The following is a 14,996-nucleotide window of genomic DNA, read 5'->3' on the forward strand; positions in this document are numbered from 1 at the left end:
CCGTATGCTGCTCGCCATCGATGCCGGAAACACCAATGTCGTCTGCGCGCTGGTCGATCAGGGCCAGATCCGCGCGCGCTGGCGCATCGCGACCGATCCGCGCCGCACGGGCGACGAATATGCGGTGTGGGTGAACCAGCTCCTCCAGCTCGAAGGGCTCGATCGCAGCGTCGTCGATGGCGTGATCATCGGCACCGTCGTCCCGCGCACGCTCCACAACCTCCAGGTGCTGAGCAGCAAATATTTCGGCGTGGAGGCGATCATCGCGGGGCAGGGGGCCGCGCAATGGGGCTTCCCGCTCGACGTGGACGAGCCCCAGAATCTGGGCGCCGATCGCGCGCTCAACATGATCGCTGCGCATGCCCAGCACGAAGGCGATCTGATCATCATCGATTTCGGCACCGCGACCACCTTCGATGTCGTCGATTATCGCGGCGCCTATAAGGGCGGGGTGATCGCGCCGGGCGTCAACCTGTCGCTCGACGCGCTGGTCACCGCCGCCGCCAAGCTGCCGCGCATCGCCATCGAGGCGCCGAAGAGCGATTCGGTGATCGGCCGCAACACCGTCGACCAGATGCATATCGGCATCTATTGGGGCTATGTCGCGATGATCGAGGGGTTGCTCGCGCGTACCAAGGCCGAAATCGGCCGCCCGGCGAAGGTGATCGCCACCGGCGGGCTGGCGACTTTGTTCGAGATGCACGATATGTTCGACGTGATCGAGCCCGATCTCACGATCCGCGGCCTCTCGATGCTCTACGAGCGCAGCCGCGGCTGACGTTTCGAATGCCGCACCGGCCCCGCGCCGGTGCTTTCGCGTTGCCGGCCTTCGGCATCGCCAGGTCCGGCGCCTCGCCGGGCCGACAGGATAGAATTGGACCGATCAAGACGTGACCAGACCCGGCAACGAACTCCTCTTCCTCGCGCTTGGCGGCTCGGGCGAGATCGGCATGAACGTCAATCTCTACGGCACCCAGGGCAAATGGGTGATGGTGGATTGCGGGCTGACCTTCGCCGATCCCGCCTATCCCGGCGTGGAACTGATCCTGCCCGACCTGACCTTTATCGAGGAACGCGCCGACGATCTGCTCGGCATCGTGCTCACCCATGGGCATGAGGATCATATCGGCGCCTTGCCCTATCTGGCGGCGGATCTGGGCGTGCCGCTGTTCGCAACCCCGTTCACCGCCGGGTTGATCAAGGGCAAGCTCGACGAGGAGGGACTGAGCGAACGCGTCGAGCTCGTGATCGTCGAGAATGAGGGCAGCTTCCAGCTCGGGCCTTTCGGCTTCCGCTATGTACCGCTGGCGCATTCGATTCCCGAGGGCAACGCGCTGCTGATCGAAACGCCCCATGGCCGCGTCTTCCACACCGGTGACTGGAAGCTCGACGATGCGCCGCAGCTCGGCGAACCCTCGACTCCGGCGGAGCTGAGCGCGATCGGCGACCAGGGCGTGCTCGCACTCGTCTGCGATTCGACCAATGTCTTCAATCCCGAGGCGTCGGGGTCGGAAGGCGCGGTGCGCGACGGGCTCGACGCGGTGATCGGCGCGGCGACCGGGCGTGTGCTCGTCACCACTTTCGCCTCCAACGCCGCGCGGCTCCAGACATTGGGGCAGGTGGCGAAGGATACGGGGCGGACGCTTTGTGTCGCGGGCCGCTCGCTCGACCGTATCCTGCGCGTCGCGAAGAGTGTCGGGTATCTGAAGGATTTTCCCGACACCGTCGATTTCGACACGATCATGTCGCTGCCGCCCTCCAAGGCGATGATCGTGGCGACCGGCGGGCAGGGCGAGCCGCGCGCCGCGCTGTCGCGGATCGCGGAAGGGAGCCATATCATCAAGCTGGGCGAGGGCGATCTGGTCGTCTTCTCGTCGAAGCAGATTCCCGGCAACGAGATCGCGATCGGCAAGATCCAGAACGCGCTGTCGGCGGCGGGCGTGGCGATGATCACCGATCGTCAGGCGCATGTCCATGTATCCGGCCATCCCGGCCGCCCCGAGCTCGCCGAAATGTATCGCTGGATCCGTCCGCAGATCGTGCTGCCCGTCCATGGCGAGATGCGGCATATGGCGGAACAGGCGCGTTTCGCACTGTCTGAAGGCGTGCCCCGGTCGATCGTCCAGCAAAATGGCGAATTGCTGCGCCTGGCGCCCAATGGACCGGAGAAGCTGGGCTTCGAGCGCGTCGGGCGGCTCGTGCTTGACGGTGACGTGATCCTGCCGGCCGATGGCACCACGCTCAACGAACGCCGCAAGATCTCGATCAACGGACAGATCTCGGTCGCGGTGGCGCTCGACGGCAACGATCGTCTGCTCGGCGATCCCCAGATCCGGCTTCAGGGTGTGCCCGTGGAGGAGGATCGCGAGGACTTCCTCGCCGATGCGATCGACGCCGCGCGCGCGGCGGTGCAGAAGGCGGGCAGCAAACGCGACGAGGAATTCTTGCGCGAGGCACTGCGCCTTGGCGTCCGGCGCAAGGCCACCGAATGGACGGGCAAGAAGCCCGTCGTCGACGTTCTGATCGTGAGGGTGGGCAAATGACCTGGACCTCGGGCCTCGCGATCTACATGCTGTTCTGGGTGACCAGCGCCTTCATCGTGCTCCCTTTCCATGCGCGTACGCATGACGAAGCCGGCCTCTCCAAGATCCCCGGCCAGGCCGACAGCGCGCCGGCCAATTTCCGACCGCTCAGGGTGATCCTTTGGACCACGCTGATCTCGGCCGCCATTTTTGCGCTTTATTACGCGAACTGGGTGTTCGGCTGGGTGACGGCCGACATGTTCGACGTCTTCGCGGACTGATCCGCACCCTTTATCCTTACGCCGCGTCGACGCGGTCCAGCCAGTCCGCGATCACCGGGGCGGGTGTCGGGTAGAGGCCATAGATGGCGGCGAAGCGGCACCCGTAATACGCGGTGATGTCGGCGATCGAGAAGTCCGGGCCGGCCAGAAAGGGCGTCTCCGCGAGCCGGCTCTCCATCAGCTTCAGGAATGCGCGTGGGGCATCGGCGATCGATCCGGCCCAGTCGGGATATTGCGTGATGCGTGCCGCGAACATCGGGTGGCGATGATGGCCATATTCGACGGCGGGAATCAGCAACTGGAATTCGGCGCGCCGTTCCCACATCGCGATCCGCGTCCGCTGCTCCAGCCCGTCGCCGCATAGATAGGGTGGGCCGGAGACGGCATCGAGATACTGGCAGATGATGAGCGATTCGGTGATGCGCGCGCCATCGTCGAGCTCCAGCACCGGCACCTGGCCGATCGGATTGATCTCCCGATATTCGGTGCTCCTGGTGTCGTCCGCGTCGAGATTGTGGAAATCGAGCGTCAGGCCCTTTTTGTTCGCCAGCATGGTGACGCGGAGCGGATTGGGTGCGAGCGGCTTCGAATAGAGCTTCAACGGGCGATCAGGTCCGCAACCGCTCGATCGCCTGCGCGAGCGCGACGTAAAGCTTGCCCATATCCGAGGACAACAGGGTCACGCCCAGGGGCGATCCATCGCGCGTGGCGAGCACGTTGCGCAGGATGGCCTCGAAATCATGGACATAGCGGTTGATCTGGTCGCGGAACTCGGGATCCTCGTCATAATGGTGGAGGATCTCGCGGACCTCGCCCGAATCGAGCAGCCGCACCGCCCGGCGCGTGAAGACGCCGCGATCGCCCTTGAGATAGGCGGCCCAGGCGGTGTCGGTCACATCGTTGGACAGGATCTTGGTGACGTCGATCGCGGTCGAATTGAGCGATTCGATCAGCAGCGCGACACGGCGGGCGAAACCGTCCTGGCTGACCTTGTCGGCTTCCTCGCGCGCTTCCTCGATCCGCGATTCGACGGCGGAGGTGGTGTCGGCGATGGTCAGCATCTGCCGCATCAGCCGGTCCGAGGCCTTGTGTGCGGCTTCCACCGCGCGTTCGGCGGCCGTCGCGATCTCCGCCATCTGGGCTTCGACGCGTTCGGTGAGTGTCTTGGCGAGCGCTTCGTCGCTCGCGCGCGCGAGCGCGGCCGCGCTGTCGGGCACGATCGATGCCAGCGCATCCTTGGCGCGTTCCGACGCAAGCTGCGCGGTTTCGCGAACGCGGACGAGCGATTCGACCAGTTGCGGGCCAGCCATTTCGGCGAAACGCGTGGCTTCGTCGCCCGCCAGGCCGATCGCCTGCGCCAGTGATTCGATGGTGGCGCGGCTCTCCGCGATGCGCCGGTCGAGATCGGAAACGAGCGTGTCGATCGTCTCGCGGTGGCGGTTGAGCGCCGCTTCGGATTCGCTCAGCCGGTTGAAGGCGCTCACTGCCGTCATTTCCAGTTTCTCGGCTTCGGGCGTCAGCGCCGCGATCAGCGTGCGGCTGCCGGTCGCCTTTGCGTCGAGCCGTTCGAACGCGGCCGGCAGCGCCTCGTCGAGCTCGCGGGCATTGGCGTCGAGCGCGGTCATCAGCGCTTCGGCCTTCTGGATCAGCGAATCCGCGACGTTGCCGCCGGTGCCCAGCGCCGCGTTCATCCGCTCGGCATGGCCGCTCAGATCGGCGATCGCGGTCGACAGGCGGCCGGTGCGCTCGATGCCGTTGCGGTCGAGTTCGGCCAGACCGCTGTCGAGATCGCCGATCGCGGCCTGCAGCGCATCGGTCAGCGTCCGGCTCGATGCAGCATGCGCGTCGAGCGCGGCGCCCAGCGCGGCGATGCGGCTGTTGATGTCCTCGACACGTCCGGCGAGCGCCACGCCCGCCTGCTCGCCGGTCTCGTCCATCGCCGCGCGCGACTGTTCGATCATCGCGAGCATCGCGGCGCCCTGCGCCTCCATGCCTTTGCGTGCTTCATCGACGGCTTCGGCGGCGCGATTGAGCGCGGCGTCGACCGCTTCGGTCATCTGGCCGGCAGCGGCTTCCAGCCTCGCGCCCGCGGTCTCGCCCGTGCTTTCCATGCGGGCGAGATGTGCGGCGAGGCGCTGTGCCGCACCGCCCGCGATCTCATCCGCCTCGCGGCCGCGCGTCACCAGCGAGGAAAGCTGCGCCTCGAGCGCCCCGGCATTGCCGTGCGCGGTCAACCCGGCTTCCTTCAGATCCTCGGTCATGCGCTGCGCGTGGAGCTGCGCCTTGGGAAGGTCGGCGAGCAGCACGCTCAGATCGGTGCGCGCGGCGGTGGCGGCGGTCTTGAGCGCATTGGCCTGGCGGCCAAGCGCGTCGATTTCTCCATGCATCGCCTCGGTCACGACCTTCAGCCGCGCCGCCGCATCCTCGCCGATATGCATGAAAGAGCCGGTCTGCTCGGACAGCGCGGCCCTGTTCTCCTCCAGGCGCGCGGCATGGGTTTCCATCACCGCTTCCAGCCACTGGGTTTCGGTGCGGATCGCGGCGGATGTGCGGGCGAAGCGACGTGCCTCGCGGCTGCTGCTGCGCATCAGCAGCAGATAGATGATGCCGAGCAGCGCCAGGGGCGCGCTCGCCATGCCGATGAAGGCGGTGATGCTTGCCGGCGACGAATTGAGGCCTGGCGCCGACGACCAGGTGATCGCGACGATCCAGCCGATCGCGAGCAGCGCCATGACGCCTGCGATCAGCCTGTCGCGCCAGGGCGACGGCCCGTCGAATTCATCGGCTTGGACGACGAAATGCGCGTCGTATTCGGCTGCCGTCAGCGCCGGCGATTCGGCGTCTGCCTCTGCGGACGCCGCGCCACGGCGGAGTTCGACGATCCTGGATCCCCCTGTCATAACATCATCATTTACCACTTTTCCCACGGCAACGCCAACGGACGAAACACCTCCTTAATCACTCCGGGATAGGGTGATCGGATGGCCTATGATCCCGGAGCCCTGAACACCGCGCTGGCGGCAGCGGTCGGCGACGATCCGTCGCTGATCGCCGAATTGCGCGCCGCCTTCATGGACAGCGCGCTGCGCCAGGCGGACCTGCTTTCGCGTGCGCGTTGCGATGCGAACTGGCAGATGGCGGCATGGCGGCTCAAGGGGCTGGCGGCCAGCTTCGGCGCGGTGCGGCTGATGGATGCGGCGGAGGCCGCTGCAACCGCCGCGCCGGGCGATCCCGTCGCGGTTCGGCGCGTCAACAGCGCCATTTCGTCGTTCGACCGCTGATAGCGGCTTTGCACGGCGCACAATATGCGCCTATCGCCTGACCCTCTTGTTCGGGGGACCCAGGGAACGATCGTGGCGCTTGCCAGCCTCATCATCGGATGTGCCGTGCTCGACGACGGCATCACGCCGCGCGCGGCCGCGCCTTTTCTCGGCCAGAGCCTGATCGAATATCAGGCGCGCCAGGCGGCGGCGGCGGGCGCGCGCCATATTGTCGTGCTGGTCGAACGTGTGCCGGCGGCGCTGGTCGCGGGCGTCGACCGCCTGAAGCGTGACGGCATCGACGTCGAACTCGCCCGCACGGTCGCGGATGCGGCGGACCGGATCCATCCCGACGAACAGCTTCTGGTGATCGGCGATGGCGTGATCGCGCGGCAGGATCTGCTGAAGCGTGCCGCCCAATCGATATCGCCCGCGCTTTTCACGGTGCCCGACAGCGGCGCCACGCTGCGGCACGAGCGCATCGACGCCGGCGCGCGCTGGGCCGGATTCGCGCTGATCGACGGGACGATGCTGCGCAAGACCGTGGCGATGCTGGGCGATTGGGACCTTCAGTCGACATTGCTGCGCCGGATCGTCCAGGCGCAGGCGACGCGGGTCGATACCGGTGCCGCCTCGGTCTGGCTGATCGAAAGCGCGGCCGAGGCGCGCGCGACGGAGATCGCCTTGCTCGACAGGGGCGGGGGGCGGCTGTTGCCCGCGCCACTGGGCGCGCGATTGAACGGCTTCCTGCTCGATCATGATGTACGGTCGGGTTGGTTGCGCGCCGGGTCTCTCGGTCTTGCCGCTTTCGCGATTCCTGCCTTTGCCTTTCAGTTCGTCGCGCTTGGCGCGTTGCTGCTGACCCTGTCCGGCCCGCTCGCGGCGCTTCCCCGGCGGCTCGACGCGGCCGGCCTGCGCACGTCGAGCCAGGAACGGATCTGGCGCTGGGCGCAGACCGGGCTGTTCGGCCTCGCGCTGCTGGTGCTCGCCTGGGAACTGGACGGCATCGGCACCGGCTGGGGCGTCTGGCCGCTCGCGCTCGGCACGATCGGGCTGGTCGCGCTGATCTGGGATCAGACGCGGATCACCGGCCGCGAACCCGTGGAGCCATCGCTGCTCGCGGCGCCGCTTTTCGTGTTCGCGCTCTTCGACATGCCTGTGCAGGGGCTCGCCGCCTCGACGCTGCTTGCCGGCCTGGTGCTGGCGCTCGGGCAGCGTCGCATCGCCGGCCCGGATTCCGACAATCCGGCGCGTCTGGTTTAGCATCAATTTAACTATGTTGCCGTAACGCGGTCCCCATGATCGCCGAGGACGATGATGGAACCGCGGTTTCCCGGGTCGGTGCCGGCCGTTTGCTGGCCGATGCCGCGCGTGGCGGGCATGGCGGCCGCAAACGGCTGGCCGTGCTCGTCGATCTGTTCTTGCCCGAAAGCATGCGCCTGTCGGACTATCAGCGCGTCACCATCAAGCGCTTCATCGTCCGGCTGGTGGGCGCGGTCGAACATGATCTCCGACAGCGCCTGATCACGTCGCATGCCGCGCGTTTCACACCGGAAATCCTGGCCGCGCTCGGCAGCGCGCGCGTGCCGATCGCGCTGCCGCTGCTTCAGCGCGCCCGCGCGCTTCACGATGTCGAGCTGGTGTCCTTGTTGCTCGCGCGCGTCGAAGAGCAAAGATTGAGCGGGGTGCTGCGCCGCGACGGCGAGGAAACCCGATTGGTCGAGGCATTGCTCGCCGATTCCGACGAGGCCGTCTCCGGGGCGGCGATGGCGATGCTGATCGCCGAGAGCCGGCGTCATTTCCTGTTCGAGGAGCCCGTGCTCGCGCGCACCGATCTGCCGGCCGACCTGCAATATCGCCTGGTCTGGTGGGTCGCGGCTGCGCTGCGCGAATATCTGACGCGCCAGCATGGCGCCGATCATGGCGTGGCCGATACCGCGCTGATGGACGCGGCGGCTGCCAGCCTTTCCAGCCATGACGAGGGCGAAACGCTCGAATCCTCGTCCATGCAACTCGCTTACGCTCTGGCGGAGCGGGGACGGCTCGACGATTCGCTGCTTCAGGCCGCGTGCCAGGAGGGGCGGCTGTCGCTGTTCGTCGCGGCGCTTGCGGTGCGCGGCGGCCTCGATTTCGAGGCGGCGCGCAGCATGGCGTTGCCGCCGTTCGGGGAAAGGCTGATCGTGCTGCTGCGCGCGCTTGACGTCCGTCGTGACGTTGCCGGCGCCGTCGCCCAGATCCTGTCGGCGGATGACGCCGATCTGATCGAGCAAATGTCGGCCTATGACGATCTGACGCGTGTCCGCGCACTCGAACTGATCCAGCCTTGGCAGGTCGATACCGGCTATCGCGCCGCGATCGCCGCGCTTTCGGCGGGGCTCGCCGAACGCGGTGATGGATGGGCGGCATGAACGCCGCGCCGGTCCATGGCCGCGTCGATCGCAGCGGGCGGCTGATCGAGGCCGATCCGCCGCTGCTCGGCCTGCAATTGCGAGCCGGCGGCGAAGCCGGCGGAGCGCTCGCGGTGCCGCAGATCGCGGCGCTGGCGCGGCTCGCCAACCGGCTGGGCATTCTGATCTCGCGCGCGGTGATCGCGGCCGATGGGGAAAGCGATATCGATCTCTGGGTGCGCGCCCAGCCCGACGGCAACGAAGTGCGGCTGACGATCGGCGGCTGGAACCGGCGCCCTGCGCTGCCCGCCATCGCCGCGCGCGACATCGATCGCGAAACCGATTTTCTCCGCGCTTCGGCGGATTGGCTCTGGGAAACCGACGAGGCGCTCAAGCTCGTCGCGCTTTCGGCGTCGGCGGAAGAGGCGATCGGCGGCCCCGCCAGCGGCATGATCGGCCAGCCGATCACGCAATTGGTCAGGCTGGTGGAGGATGAGGAGGGGAATCTGCCTCTGCTCGCCGCGCTTGCCGCGCAAGGCCGGCTGGAGGCGCAGGACGCCGAATTGCGCAACGGCAATGGCAGCGTCCGGCTGAGCGCGGTTCCGATCCATGACGGAGCGGGGCGGTTCGTGGGGTTCCGGGGCAATGCCGCCTGGCATCGCGCGAAACTCGCCAGTCCGGAGGAGCCCCGCATCGTCGCCGATGCCTTTGGCGAGCGGCTCGATCGCGCGCTGCGGGAGCCGCTGGCGCGGATCATTTCGCGTGCCGACAGCATCAGCACGCGGAGTGAGGGGCCGCTTCGGCGCGACTATGCCGAATATGCCGGCGATATCGCGACGGCCGGCCGCCATCTGCTCGCGCTTGTCGACGATCTGGTCGATCTCCAGGCGATCGAGCGCAGCGATTTCCGGGTCGAGGCCGAAGTGATCGATCTCGCCGATGTCGCGCGCCGCGCCGCCGGGCTGCTGGCGGTACGCGCTTCGGATCGCGAGGTGCGGATCGACCGGCCGGGCGATGACGAAAGGCTTCCGGCCTCGGGCGATTTCAAACGCGTGTTGCAGATCCTGGTCAATCTGATCGGCAATGCGGTCCGCTATTCACCCAATGGCGCGATGGTGTGGATCCGCGCCGAACAGGCGGCCGATCGCGCGGTGGTGGTGATCGCCGATCAGGGCAAGGGCATCGATCCCGAGGATCATGAGCGGATCTTCGAAAAATTCGAACGCGTCGATCCGGGCGAACCCGGGGGCAGCGGCCTGGGCCTCTACATCGCCCGCAGGCTGGCGCGCGCCATGGATGGGGAAATCAGCGTGGACAGTGCGCCGGGGCAGGGCGCGCGCTTCACATTGACCTTGCCGGTCGGCTGAACGCGCCGGCGCGATCGAACTTTTCATGCTATGCCAGAAGAAGTTGGCATCTCACGAAAATAAAGCCTTTTCCAAACGAAAACCCCGGCTTTCGCCGGGGTGAACGTCCTGGAATGTTCAGGGTGCCTCAGCGATCGCCGACCGGCACATAGTCGCGCTGCGTCGGGCCCGTATAGAGCTGACGTGGGCGGCCGATCTTCTGCTCGGGGTCGGAGATCATCTCGTTCCACTGCGCGACCCAGCCGACGGTGCGGGCGAGCGCGAAGAGCACGGTGAACATCGTGGTCGGGAAACCGATCGCCGACAGGATGACACCCGAATAGAAATCGACATTGGGATAGAGCTTCTTCGAGACGAAATATTCGTCCTTGAGCGCGATCTGCTCGAGTTCGCGGGCGACGTCGAAGATCGGATCGGTCACGCCCAGCTTGTCGAGCACCTCGTTCGCGGTCTTCTGCATCACTTTCGCGCGCGGATCGTAATTCTTGTACACGCGGTGGCCGAAGCCCATCAGGCGGAACGGATCGTCCTTGTTCTTCGCGCGGGCGATATATTCGGGGATGCGGTCCGGATGGCCGATCTCGCGCAGCATGTTGAGCGCCGCTTCGTTGGCGCCGCCATGCGCCGGGCCCCACAGGCAGGCGATGCCCGCCGCGATGCAGGCGAAGGGATTGGCGCCCGACGAACCGGCCAGTCGGACGGTGGATGTCGACGCGTTCTGCTCATGATCGGCATGGAGGATGAAGATCTTGTCCATTGCCGCCTCGACGACGGGATCCACGACATAGTCCTCCGCCGGCACGCCGAAGGTCATACGCAGGAAATTGCCGGTGTAGGACAGCTTGTTGTCGGGATAGAGGAAGGGCTGACCGACCGAATATTTATACGCCATGGCCGCGATCGTCGGCATCTTCGCGATCAGCCGGTGGCTGGCGATCATCCGCTGGCGCGGATCGGTGATGTCGGTGGAATCGTGGTAGAAGGCCGAAAGCGCGCCGACGACGCCGCACATGATCGCCATCGGGTGCGCATCGCGGCGGAAACCGCGATAGAAGGTTGCCAGCTGCTCGTGCAGCATGGTGTGGCGCGTGATGGTATAGCTGAACTTCTCCAGCTCCGCCTGGCTCGGCAGTTCGCCGTTGAGCAACAGATAGCTGACTTCCATGAAGTTGGACTGTTCGGCGAGCTGATCGATCGGATAGCCGCGATGGAGCAGGATGCCCTGGTCGCCGTCGATATAGGTCAGGCCGGATTCGCAGCTCGCGGTCGAGGTGAAGCCCGGATCATAGGTGAACATGCCCGTCTGGCCGTAAAGCTTTCGGATATCGATCACATCGGGGCCGACCGATCCGGCCAGCACCGGATAGTCATGATCCTTGCCTCCGGCCACCAGCTTCGCGTTTCCGGTCATAGTCGTCCTTCCTGCTTATTCAGCCTGCTTGATCTGGTCGCCGATGCGGCCAAGCGATTCCTCGCGACCGAGCAGCGCCAATACGTCGAATATTCCTGGCGAGGTCGCGCGTCCCGTCAGCGCGGCCCGCAAGGGCTGGGCGATCTTGCCCAAGCCGATTCCTGCATCCTCGGCAACCTGCCGTACCGCCTCTTCGAGTGCGGGAACGGACCAGTCGACAATCCCCTGAAGTGCTTCGCCTGTCTTTTCGAGCAGTGCGGTTGCGCCGCCCTCTAGCAGAGTTGCGGCCTTTTCGTCGAGCGAAAGCGGGCGCGTCTCGAACAGGAACAAAGCGCCTTCGGCCAGTTCGTCGAGAGTCTTCGCACGCGGTTTGAGCGCGGCCATCGCGGCGGTGAGCAAGGCTTCGCCATCGGTGTCGATACTGATGTCCAAACGGGTTTCCACCCGGGATTTGACCAGCGCCGCCAGCCGCGCATCATCGGCTTCGCGGATATAATGCGCGTTCAGATTCTCGAGCTTCTTGAAGTCGAAGCGGGAGGGGGAGCGGCCGACTCCGGCCAGGTCGAACCACTCCACCGCCTGTTCGCGGCTGATGATCTCGGCGTCGCCATGGCCCCAGCCCAAGCGTAGCAGATAGTTGCAGACCGCTTCGGGCAGCAGTCCCATCTCGTCGCGATAGGCATCGACGCCCACCGCGCCGTGGCGCTTGGAAAGCTTGTTGCCGTCGGCACCGTGGATCAGCGGCACATGCGCGTAGATCGGCTCAGGCCAGCCCATCGCCTTGATGATGCCGAGCTGGCGGAAGGCGTTGTTGAGATGGTCGTCGCCACGGATGACGTGCGTCACGCCCATGTCGTGATCGTCGACGACCACCGCGAGCATATAGGTGGGGGTGCCGTCCGAACGCAGCAGGATCATGTCGTCGAGTTCGGCGTTGCGCACGACCACGCGGCCCTGCACGCGATCCTCGATCACCGATTCGCCCTCGCGCTCCGCCTTCAGCCGGATCACATAAGGCGTGCCCTCGGGGGCGTCGCCGGGATCGCGGTCGCGCCAGCGGCCGTCATAACGCATCGGCAGCTTGGCGGCGCGCTGCTGCTCGCGCAGCTCGGCCAGCTCCTCCGGAGTCGCATAGCAGCGATAGGCATGGCCCGATTCGAGCATCGCGTTCGCCACTTCGGCATGCCGCGCGGCGCGCGCGAACTGGAATACGGTGTCGCCGTCCCAGTCGAGCCCCAGCCAGTGCATGCCGTCGAGAATCGCCTCGATGGCCGGCTCGGTCGAGCGCGCACGATCTGTGTCCTCGATGCGCAGCAGGAATTTCCCGCCGGTGTGGCGGGCGAACAGCCAGTTGAACAGCGCGGTACGGGCACCGCCAATATGCAGGAATCCCGTCGGAGACGGGGCAAAGCGCGTGACGACTTTATCGGTTTCCTGGCTTGCGCCCACGCGTTGCTTCTCCATTATGCATGTCATGGCCGGATCGACCGGCGACGCCCCTAGCATGGCTTTTCGCAGCTGCAAAATACCCTACGTCTGATACCATTTCCCATGCGCGACCGGATCGAGACATGGCTGGAGGCGGAACGCGACCAGCTCGCGCTCTGGGTGCCCGTCGCGCTGGGCTTCGGTGTCGCCGCCTGGTTCGCGCTGGCGCCGGCCAGCCAATGGATAGCCTTTCTGCTCATCGTCGTCGCGATCGCATTCGGCGGGGCGTCGCTGGGGCTGGGCAGCCGGCTGGGGCGTTCGCTCGGCTGGTTCGGGCTGCTCGCCGCGATCGGCATGGCGCTGATCTGGTGGCGCGCCGAACGGGTGACCGCGCCGGTACTTGCCCGGCCGGCGGTGGTGCAATTCCAGGCGGAGATCGTGCAGGTCGATATGCTCGCGGCGCGCGGGCTGGTGCGTCTGCTCCTTGAACCGCGCGACGCGCCGGCCTTGCCGCAGCATGTGCGCGTCAATGTGCGGCAGGACGATGCGGGGGAGGGATTGCGCGCCGGCGCGGTCGTGGAATTGCGGGCGCGGCTGATGCCGCCGCCCGAAGCGGCGGTGCCCGGCGCCTATGATTTCTCACGGCTCGCCTGGTTCCGGGGAATCGGCGCGACCGGGCGGGCCCTGGGGCCGGTCGGGATCGTCCAGCCCGGCGCGCCGCCGGTGCTTGCCGACACGCGCCAGCGCCTGTCCGCGCATATCCAGGCGCGGCTTGCGGGCGGGGAAGGGGCGATCGCCGCGGCGCTGGCGACGGGTGATCAAGGCGCGATCCCGGAGGAAGATGCGGAAGCGATGCGCCGTGCCGGACTGTCTCATCTGCTCTCGATCAGCGGCCTCCATGTCACAGCATTGGTCGGGGCGACGATGCTGCTGTTGCTGCGGCTGATGGCGCTCAGCCCCTGGCTGGCATTGCGCTGGCCGCTGGTGCTGATCGCGGCGGGCGGCGGGGCCCTGGCCGCGATCGGCTATACTTTGCTTACTGGCGCGGAGGTGCCGACGATCCGGTCGTGCGTCGCCGCGATCCTGGTGCTGATCGGCATCGCGATCGGCCGCGATGCGATCACGCTTCGCCTGGTCGCGGCGGGGGCGGCGTTCGTGCTGCTGCTCTGGCCCGAATCGCTCGTCGGGCCAAGTTTCCAGCTCAGCTTCGCCGCCGTGACCGCGATCATGGCGCTGGTCGAACATCCGCGCATCAAGGCCTTGCTCGCGCGCCGCGACGAGGGATGGCTGCGCGGCACCGGGCGGATCCTGCTCGGCCTGCTGCTCACCGGCATCCTCGTCGAACTCGCGCTCACCCCGATCGCGATCCATCATTTCCACAAGGCGGGGCTATATGGGGCGCTCGCCAATATCGTCGCGATCCCGCTGACCACTTTCATCGTCATGCCTCTCGAGGCGGCGGCGCTGCTGCTCGATCTTGTCGGGCTCGGCGCACCCTTGTGGTGGGTGGCGGGGCAGGCCTTGTCGCTGCTGTTGTGGATCGCGCATGGCGTCGCCGCCATGCCAGGCGCGGTCGCGGCGCTGCCGGTCGTGCCGGACGCTGCGTTCGCGTTGATCGTCGCCGGCGGCATCTGGATCGCGCTCTGGCGTACGGGTGCGCGCTGGCTGGGGCTGGCGCCCGTCCTGATCGGTGCGATCTGGGCGCTGTCCACCCATGCACCCGATATATTGGTGACGGGCGACGGCCGCCATCTCGCGGTGCGGACGGATGGCGGATACGCGCTGCTACGCCCGCGCGCGGGCGATTATGTTCGCGACATGCTCGCCGAAAGCGCGGGCTTCGAAGGGGAGCTGGCCGATCTCGACGCGGCGCGCGGCGCGCGATGCAGCCGCGACGCCTGCACGATCGAACTGATCCGGGGAACCAGGCGCTGGCGGCTGCTTGCCACGCGCAGCACCTATTTCGTCGAGCCGGCGCAGTTGCGCGCCGCCTGCCGCGATGCCGATATCGTGGTCAGCGAGCGCTGGCTGCCCGATTGGTGCGCGCCGCGCTGGATCAAGGCGGATCGCACATTGCTGGCGAAGACGGGCGGTTTGACGATCGATTTGACGGCCGGGCGGATTGCGACGGTCAAGCGCGCGGGCGACGATCATCCATGGGTGGATCCGCCACGGCCGAAAGAAGCGCTGCCGGTGTTTCGGCCAAGCTCATCCTGACCAATCCGGTTTCATGCCCATCCGTTTGTTTCGAGCGCAGGTTCGAGCCTGCCGAGAGCCGAAGTCGAGAAGCGTTGATCGCGATGTTTCTCGACGGTCTCGTCTCGACTTCGCTCGACGCTG

Annotated in this window: 12 protein-coding genes; 8 read left to right on the forward strand and 4 right to left on the reverse strand. The window is 66.8% G+C overall.

Features of this window, described 5'->3' with window-relative positions; translation table 11 throughout:
- The first annotated feature begins 4 nt into the window (after window positions 1-4).
- From K7G82_RS11675 to K7G82_RS11685, 3 genes are all read left to right on the forward strand, one after another.
- Window positions 5-778: a type III pantothenate kinase gene (locus tag K7G82_RS11675; RefSeq protein ID WP_222989997.1), complete on the forward strand. Its 774-nt coding sequence runs from the start codon at window positions 5-7 to the stop codon at window positions 776-778.
- 172 nt (window positions 779-950) lie between these two features.
- Window positions 951-2,543, forward strand: a complete 1,593-nt coding sequence (locus tag K7G82_RS11680) for a ribonuclease J (RefSeq protein ID WP_222990276.1) — start codon at window positions 951-953, stop codon at window positions 2,541-2,543.
- Entirely contained in the window at window positions 2,540-2,803 is a 264-nt protein-coding gene (locus K7G82_RS11685; RefSeq protein ID WP_222989998.1) for a DUF1467 family protein, read from the forward strand. The genes K7G82_RS11680 and K7G82_RS11685 overlap by 4 nt, the downstream gene beginning before the upstream one ends.
- Before the next feature lie 16 nt (window positions 2,804-2,819).
- Here K7G82_RS11685 and K7G82_RS11690 read toward each other — a convergent pair whose 3' ends face one another.
- Entirely contained in the window at window positions 2,820-3,404 is a 585-nt protein-coding gene (locus K7G82_RS11690) for a glutathione S-transferase family protein (protein WP_222989999.1), read from the reverse strand.
- A gap of 7 nt (window positions 3,405-3,411) precedes the next feature.
- Entirely contained in the window at window positions 3,412-5,703 is a 2,292-nt protein-coding gene (locus K7G82_RS11695) for a coiled-coil domain-containing protein (RefSeq protein WP_222990000.1), read from the reverse strand.
- Window positions 5,704-5,784: 81 nt separating this feature from the next.
- On the opposite strand from K7G82_RS11695, the gene K7G82_RS11700 reads away from it, so the two are divergent.
- The 4 genes from K7G82_RS11700 to K7G82_RS11715 all read left to right on the forward strand — a co-directional run bounded on the left by K7G82_RS11700 (window position 5,785) and on the right by K7G82_RS11715 (window position 9,817).
- Window positions 5,785-6,084 carry an Hpt domain-containing protein gene (locus K7G82_RS11700; RefSeq protein WP_222990001.1) on the forward strand — a complete coding sequence of 100 codons (300 nt, stop codon included), beginning with the start codon at window positions 5,785-5,787 and terminating at the stop codon, window positions 6,082-6,084.
- A gap of 72 nt (window positions 6,085-6,156) precedes the next feature.
- Window positions 6,157-7,326 carry a hypothetical protein gene (locus tag K7G82_RS11705; RefSeq protein ID WP_222990002.1) on the forward strand — a complete coding sequence of 390 codons (1,170 nt, stop codon included), beginning with the start codon at window positions 6,157-6,159 and terminating at the stop codon, window positions 7,324-7,326.
- A 35-nt stretch (window positions 7,327-7,361) separates the two neighbouring features.
- Window positions 7,362-8,471, forward strand: a complete 1,110-nt coding sequence (locus K7G82_RS11710; RefSeq protein ID WP_222990003.1) for a DUF2336 domain-containing protein — start codon at window positions 7,362-7,364, stop codon at window positions 8,469-8,471.
- The gene (locus K7G82_RS11715; RefSeq protein WP_246623416.1) at window positions 8,468-9,817 is read left to right on the forward strand and encodes a sensor histidine kinase; all 1,350 of its coding nucleotides are present in this window, start codon (window positions 8,468-8,470) and stop codon (window positions 9,815-9,817) included. Before K7G82_RS11710 ends, K7G82_RS11715 begins: the two co-directional genes overlap by 4 nt.
- A gap of 127 nt (window positions 9,818-9,944) precedes the next feature.
- On the opposite strand, the gene K7G82_RS11720 is transcribed toward K7G82_RS11715, so the two are convergent.
- Both K7G82_RS11720 and gltX read right to left on the reverse strand, forming a co-directional pair.
- A complete protein-coding gene (locus K7G82_RS11720) occupies window positions 9,945-11,228 on the reverse strand; it encodes a citrate synthase (RefSeq protein ID WP_222990005.1) in 1,284 nt (427 codons plus the stop codon).
- Between the two features lie 15 nt (window positions 11,229-11,243).
- Entirely contained in the window at window positions 11,244-12,692 is a 1,449-nt protein-coding gene (gene gltX, locus K7G82_RS11725) for a glutamate--tRNA ligase (protein ID WP_222990006.1), read from the reverse strand.
- Between the two features lie 87 nt (window positions 12,693-12,779).
- Between gltX and K7G82_RS11730 the strand changes: the two genes are divergently transcribed.
- Entirely contained in the window at window positions 12,780-14,873 is a 2,094-nt protein-coding gene (locus K7G82_RS11730; protein ID WP_222990007.1) for a ComEC/Rec2 family competence protein, read from the forward strand.
- The last annotated feature ends 123 nt before the right edge of the window (window positions 14,874-14,996 follow it).

The organism is Sphingomonas colocasiae (assembly GCF_019880585.1).
Classification (GTDB): domain Bacteria; phylum Pseudomonadota; class Alphaproteobacteria; order Sphingomonadales; family Sphingomonadaceae; genus Sphingobium_A; species Sphingobium_A colocasiae.

Coding starts and splice junctions, on each gene's coding strand:
- K7G82_RS11715 (WP_246623416.1), top strand. CDS start 8,468: ATGAACGCCGCGCCGGTCCATGGCCGCGTCGATCGCAGCGGGCGGCTG.
- K7G82_RS11730 (WP_222990007.1), top strand. CDS start 12,780: ATGCGCGACCGGATCGAGACATGGCTGGAGGCGGAACGCGACCAGCTC.
- K7G82_RS11700 (WP_222990001.1), top strand. CDS start 5,785: ATGGCCTATGATCCCGGAGCCCTGAACACCGCGCTGGCGGCAGCGGTC.
- K7G82_RS11720 (WP_222990005.1), bottom strand. CDS start 11,228: ATGACCGGAAACGCGAAGCTGGTGGCCGGAGGCAAGGATCATGACTAT.
- K7G82_RS11710 (WP_222990003.1), top strand. CDS start 7,362: ATGATCGCCGAGGACGATGATGGAACCGCGGTTTCCCGGGTCGGTGCC.
- K7G82_RS11685 (WP_222989998.1), top strand. CDS start 2,540: ATGACCTGGACCTCGGGCCTCGCGATCTACATGCTGTTCTGGGTGACC.
- gltX (WP_222990006.1), bottom strand. CDS start 12,692: ATGGAGAAGCAACGCGTGGGCGCAAGCCAGGAAACCGATAAAGTCGTC.
- K7G82_RS11695 (WP_222990000.1), bottom strand. CDS start 5,703: ATGACAGGGGGATCCAGGATCGTCGAACTCCGCCGTGGCGCGGCGTCC.
- K7G82_RS11675 (WP_222989997.1), top strand. CDS start 5: ATGCTGCTCGCCATCGATGCCGGAAACACCAATGTCGTCTGCGCGCTG.
- K7G82_RS11680 (WP_222990276.1), top strand. CDS start 951: ATGAACGTCAATCTCTACGGCACCCAGGGCAAATGGGTGATGGTGGAT.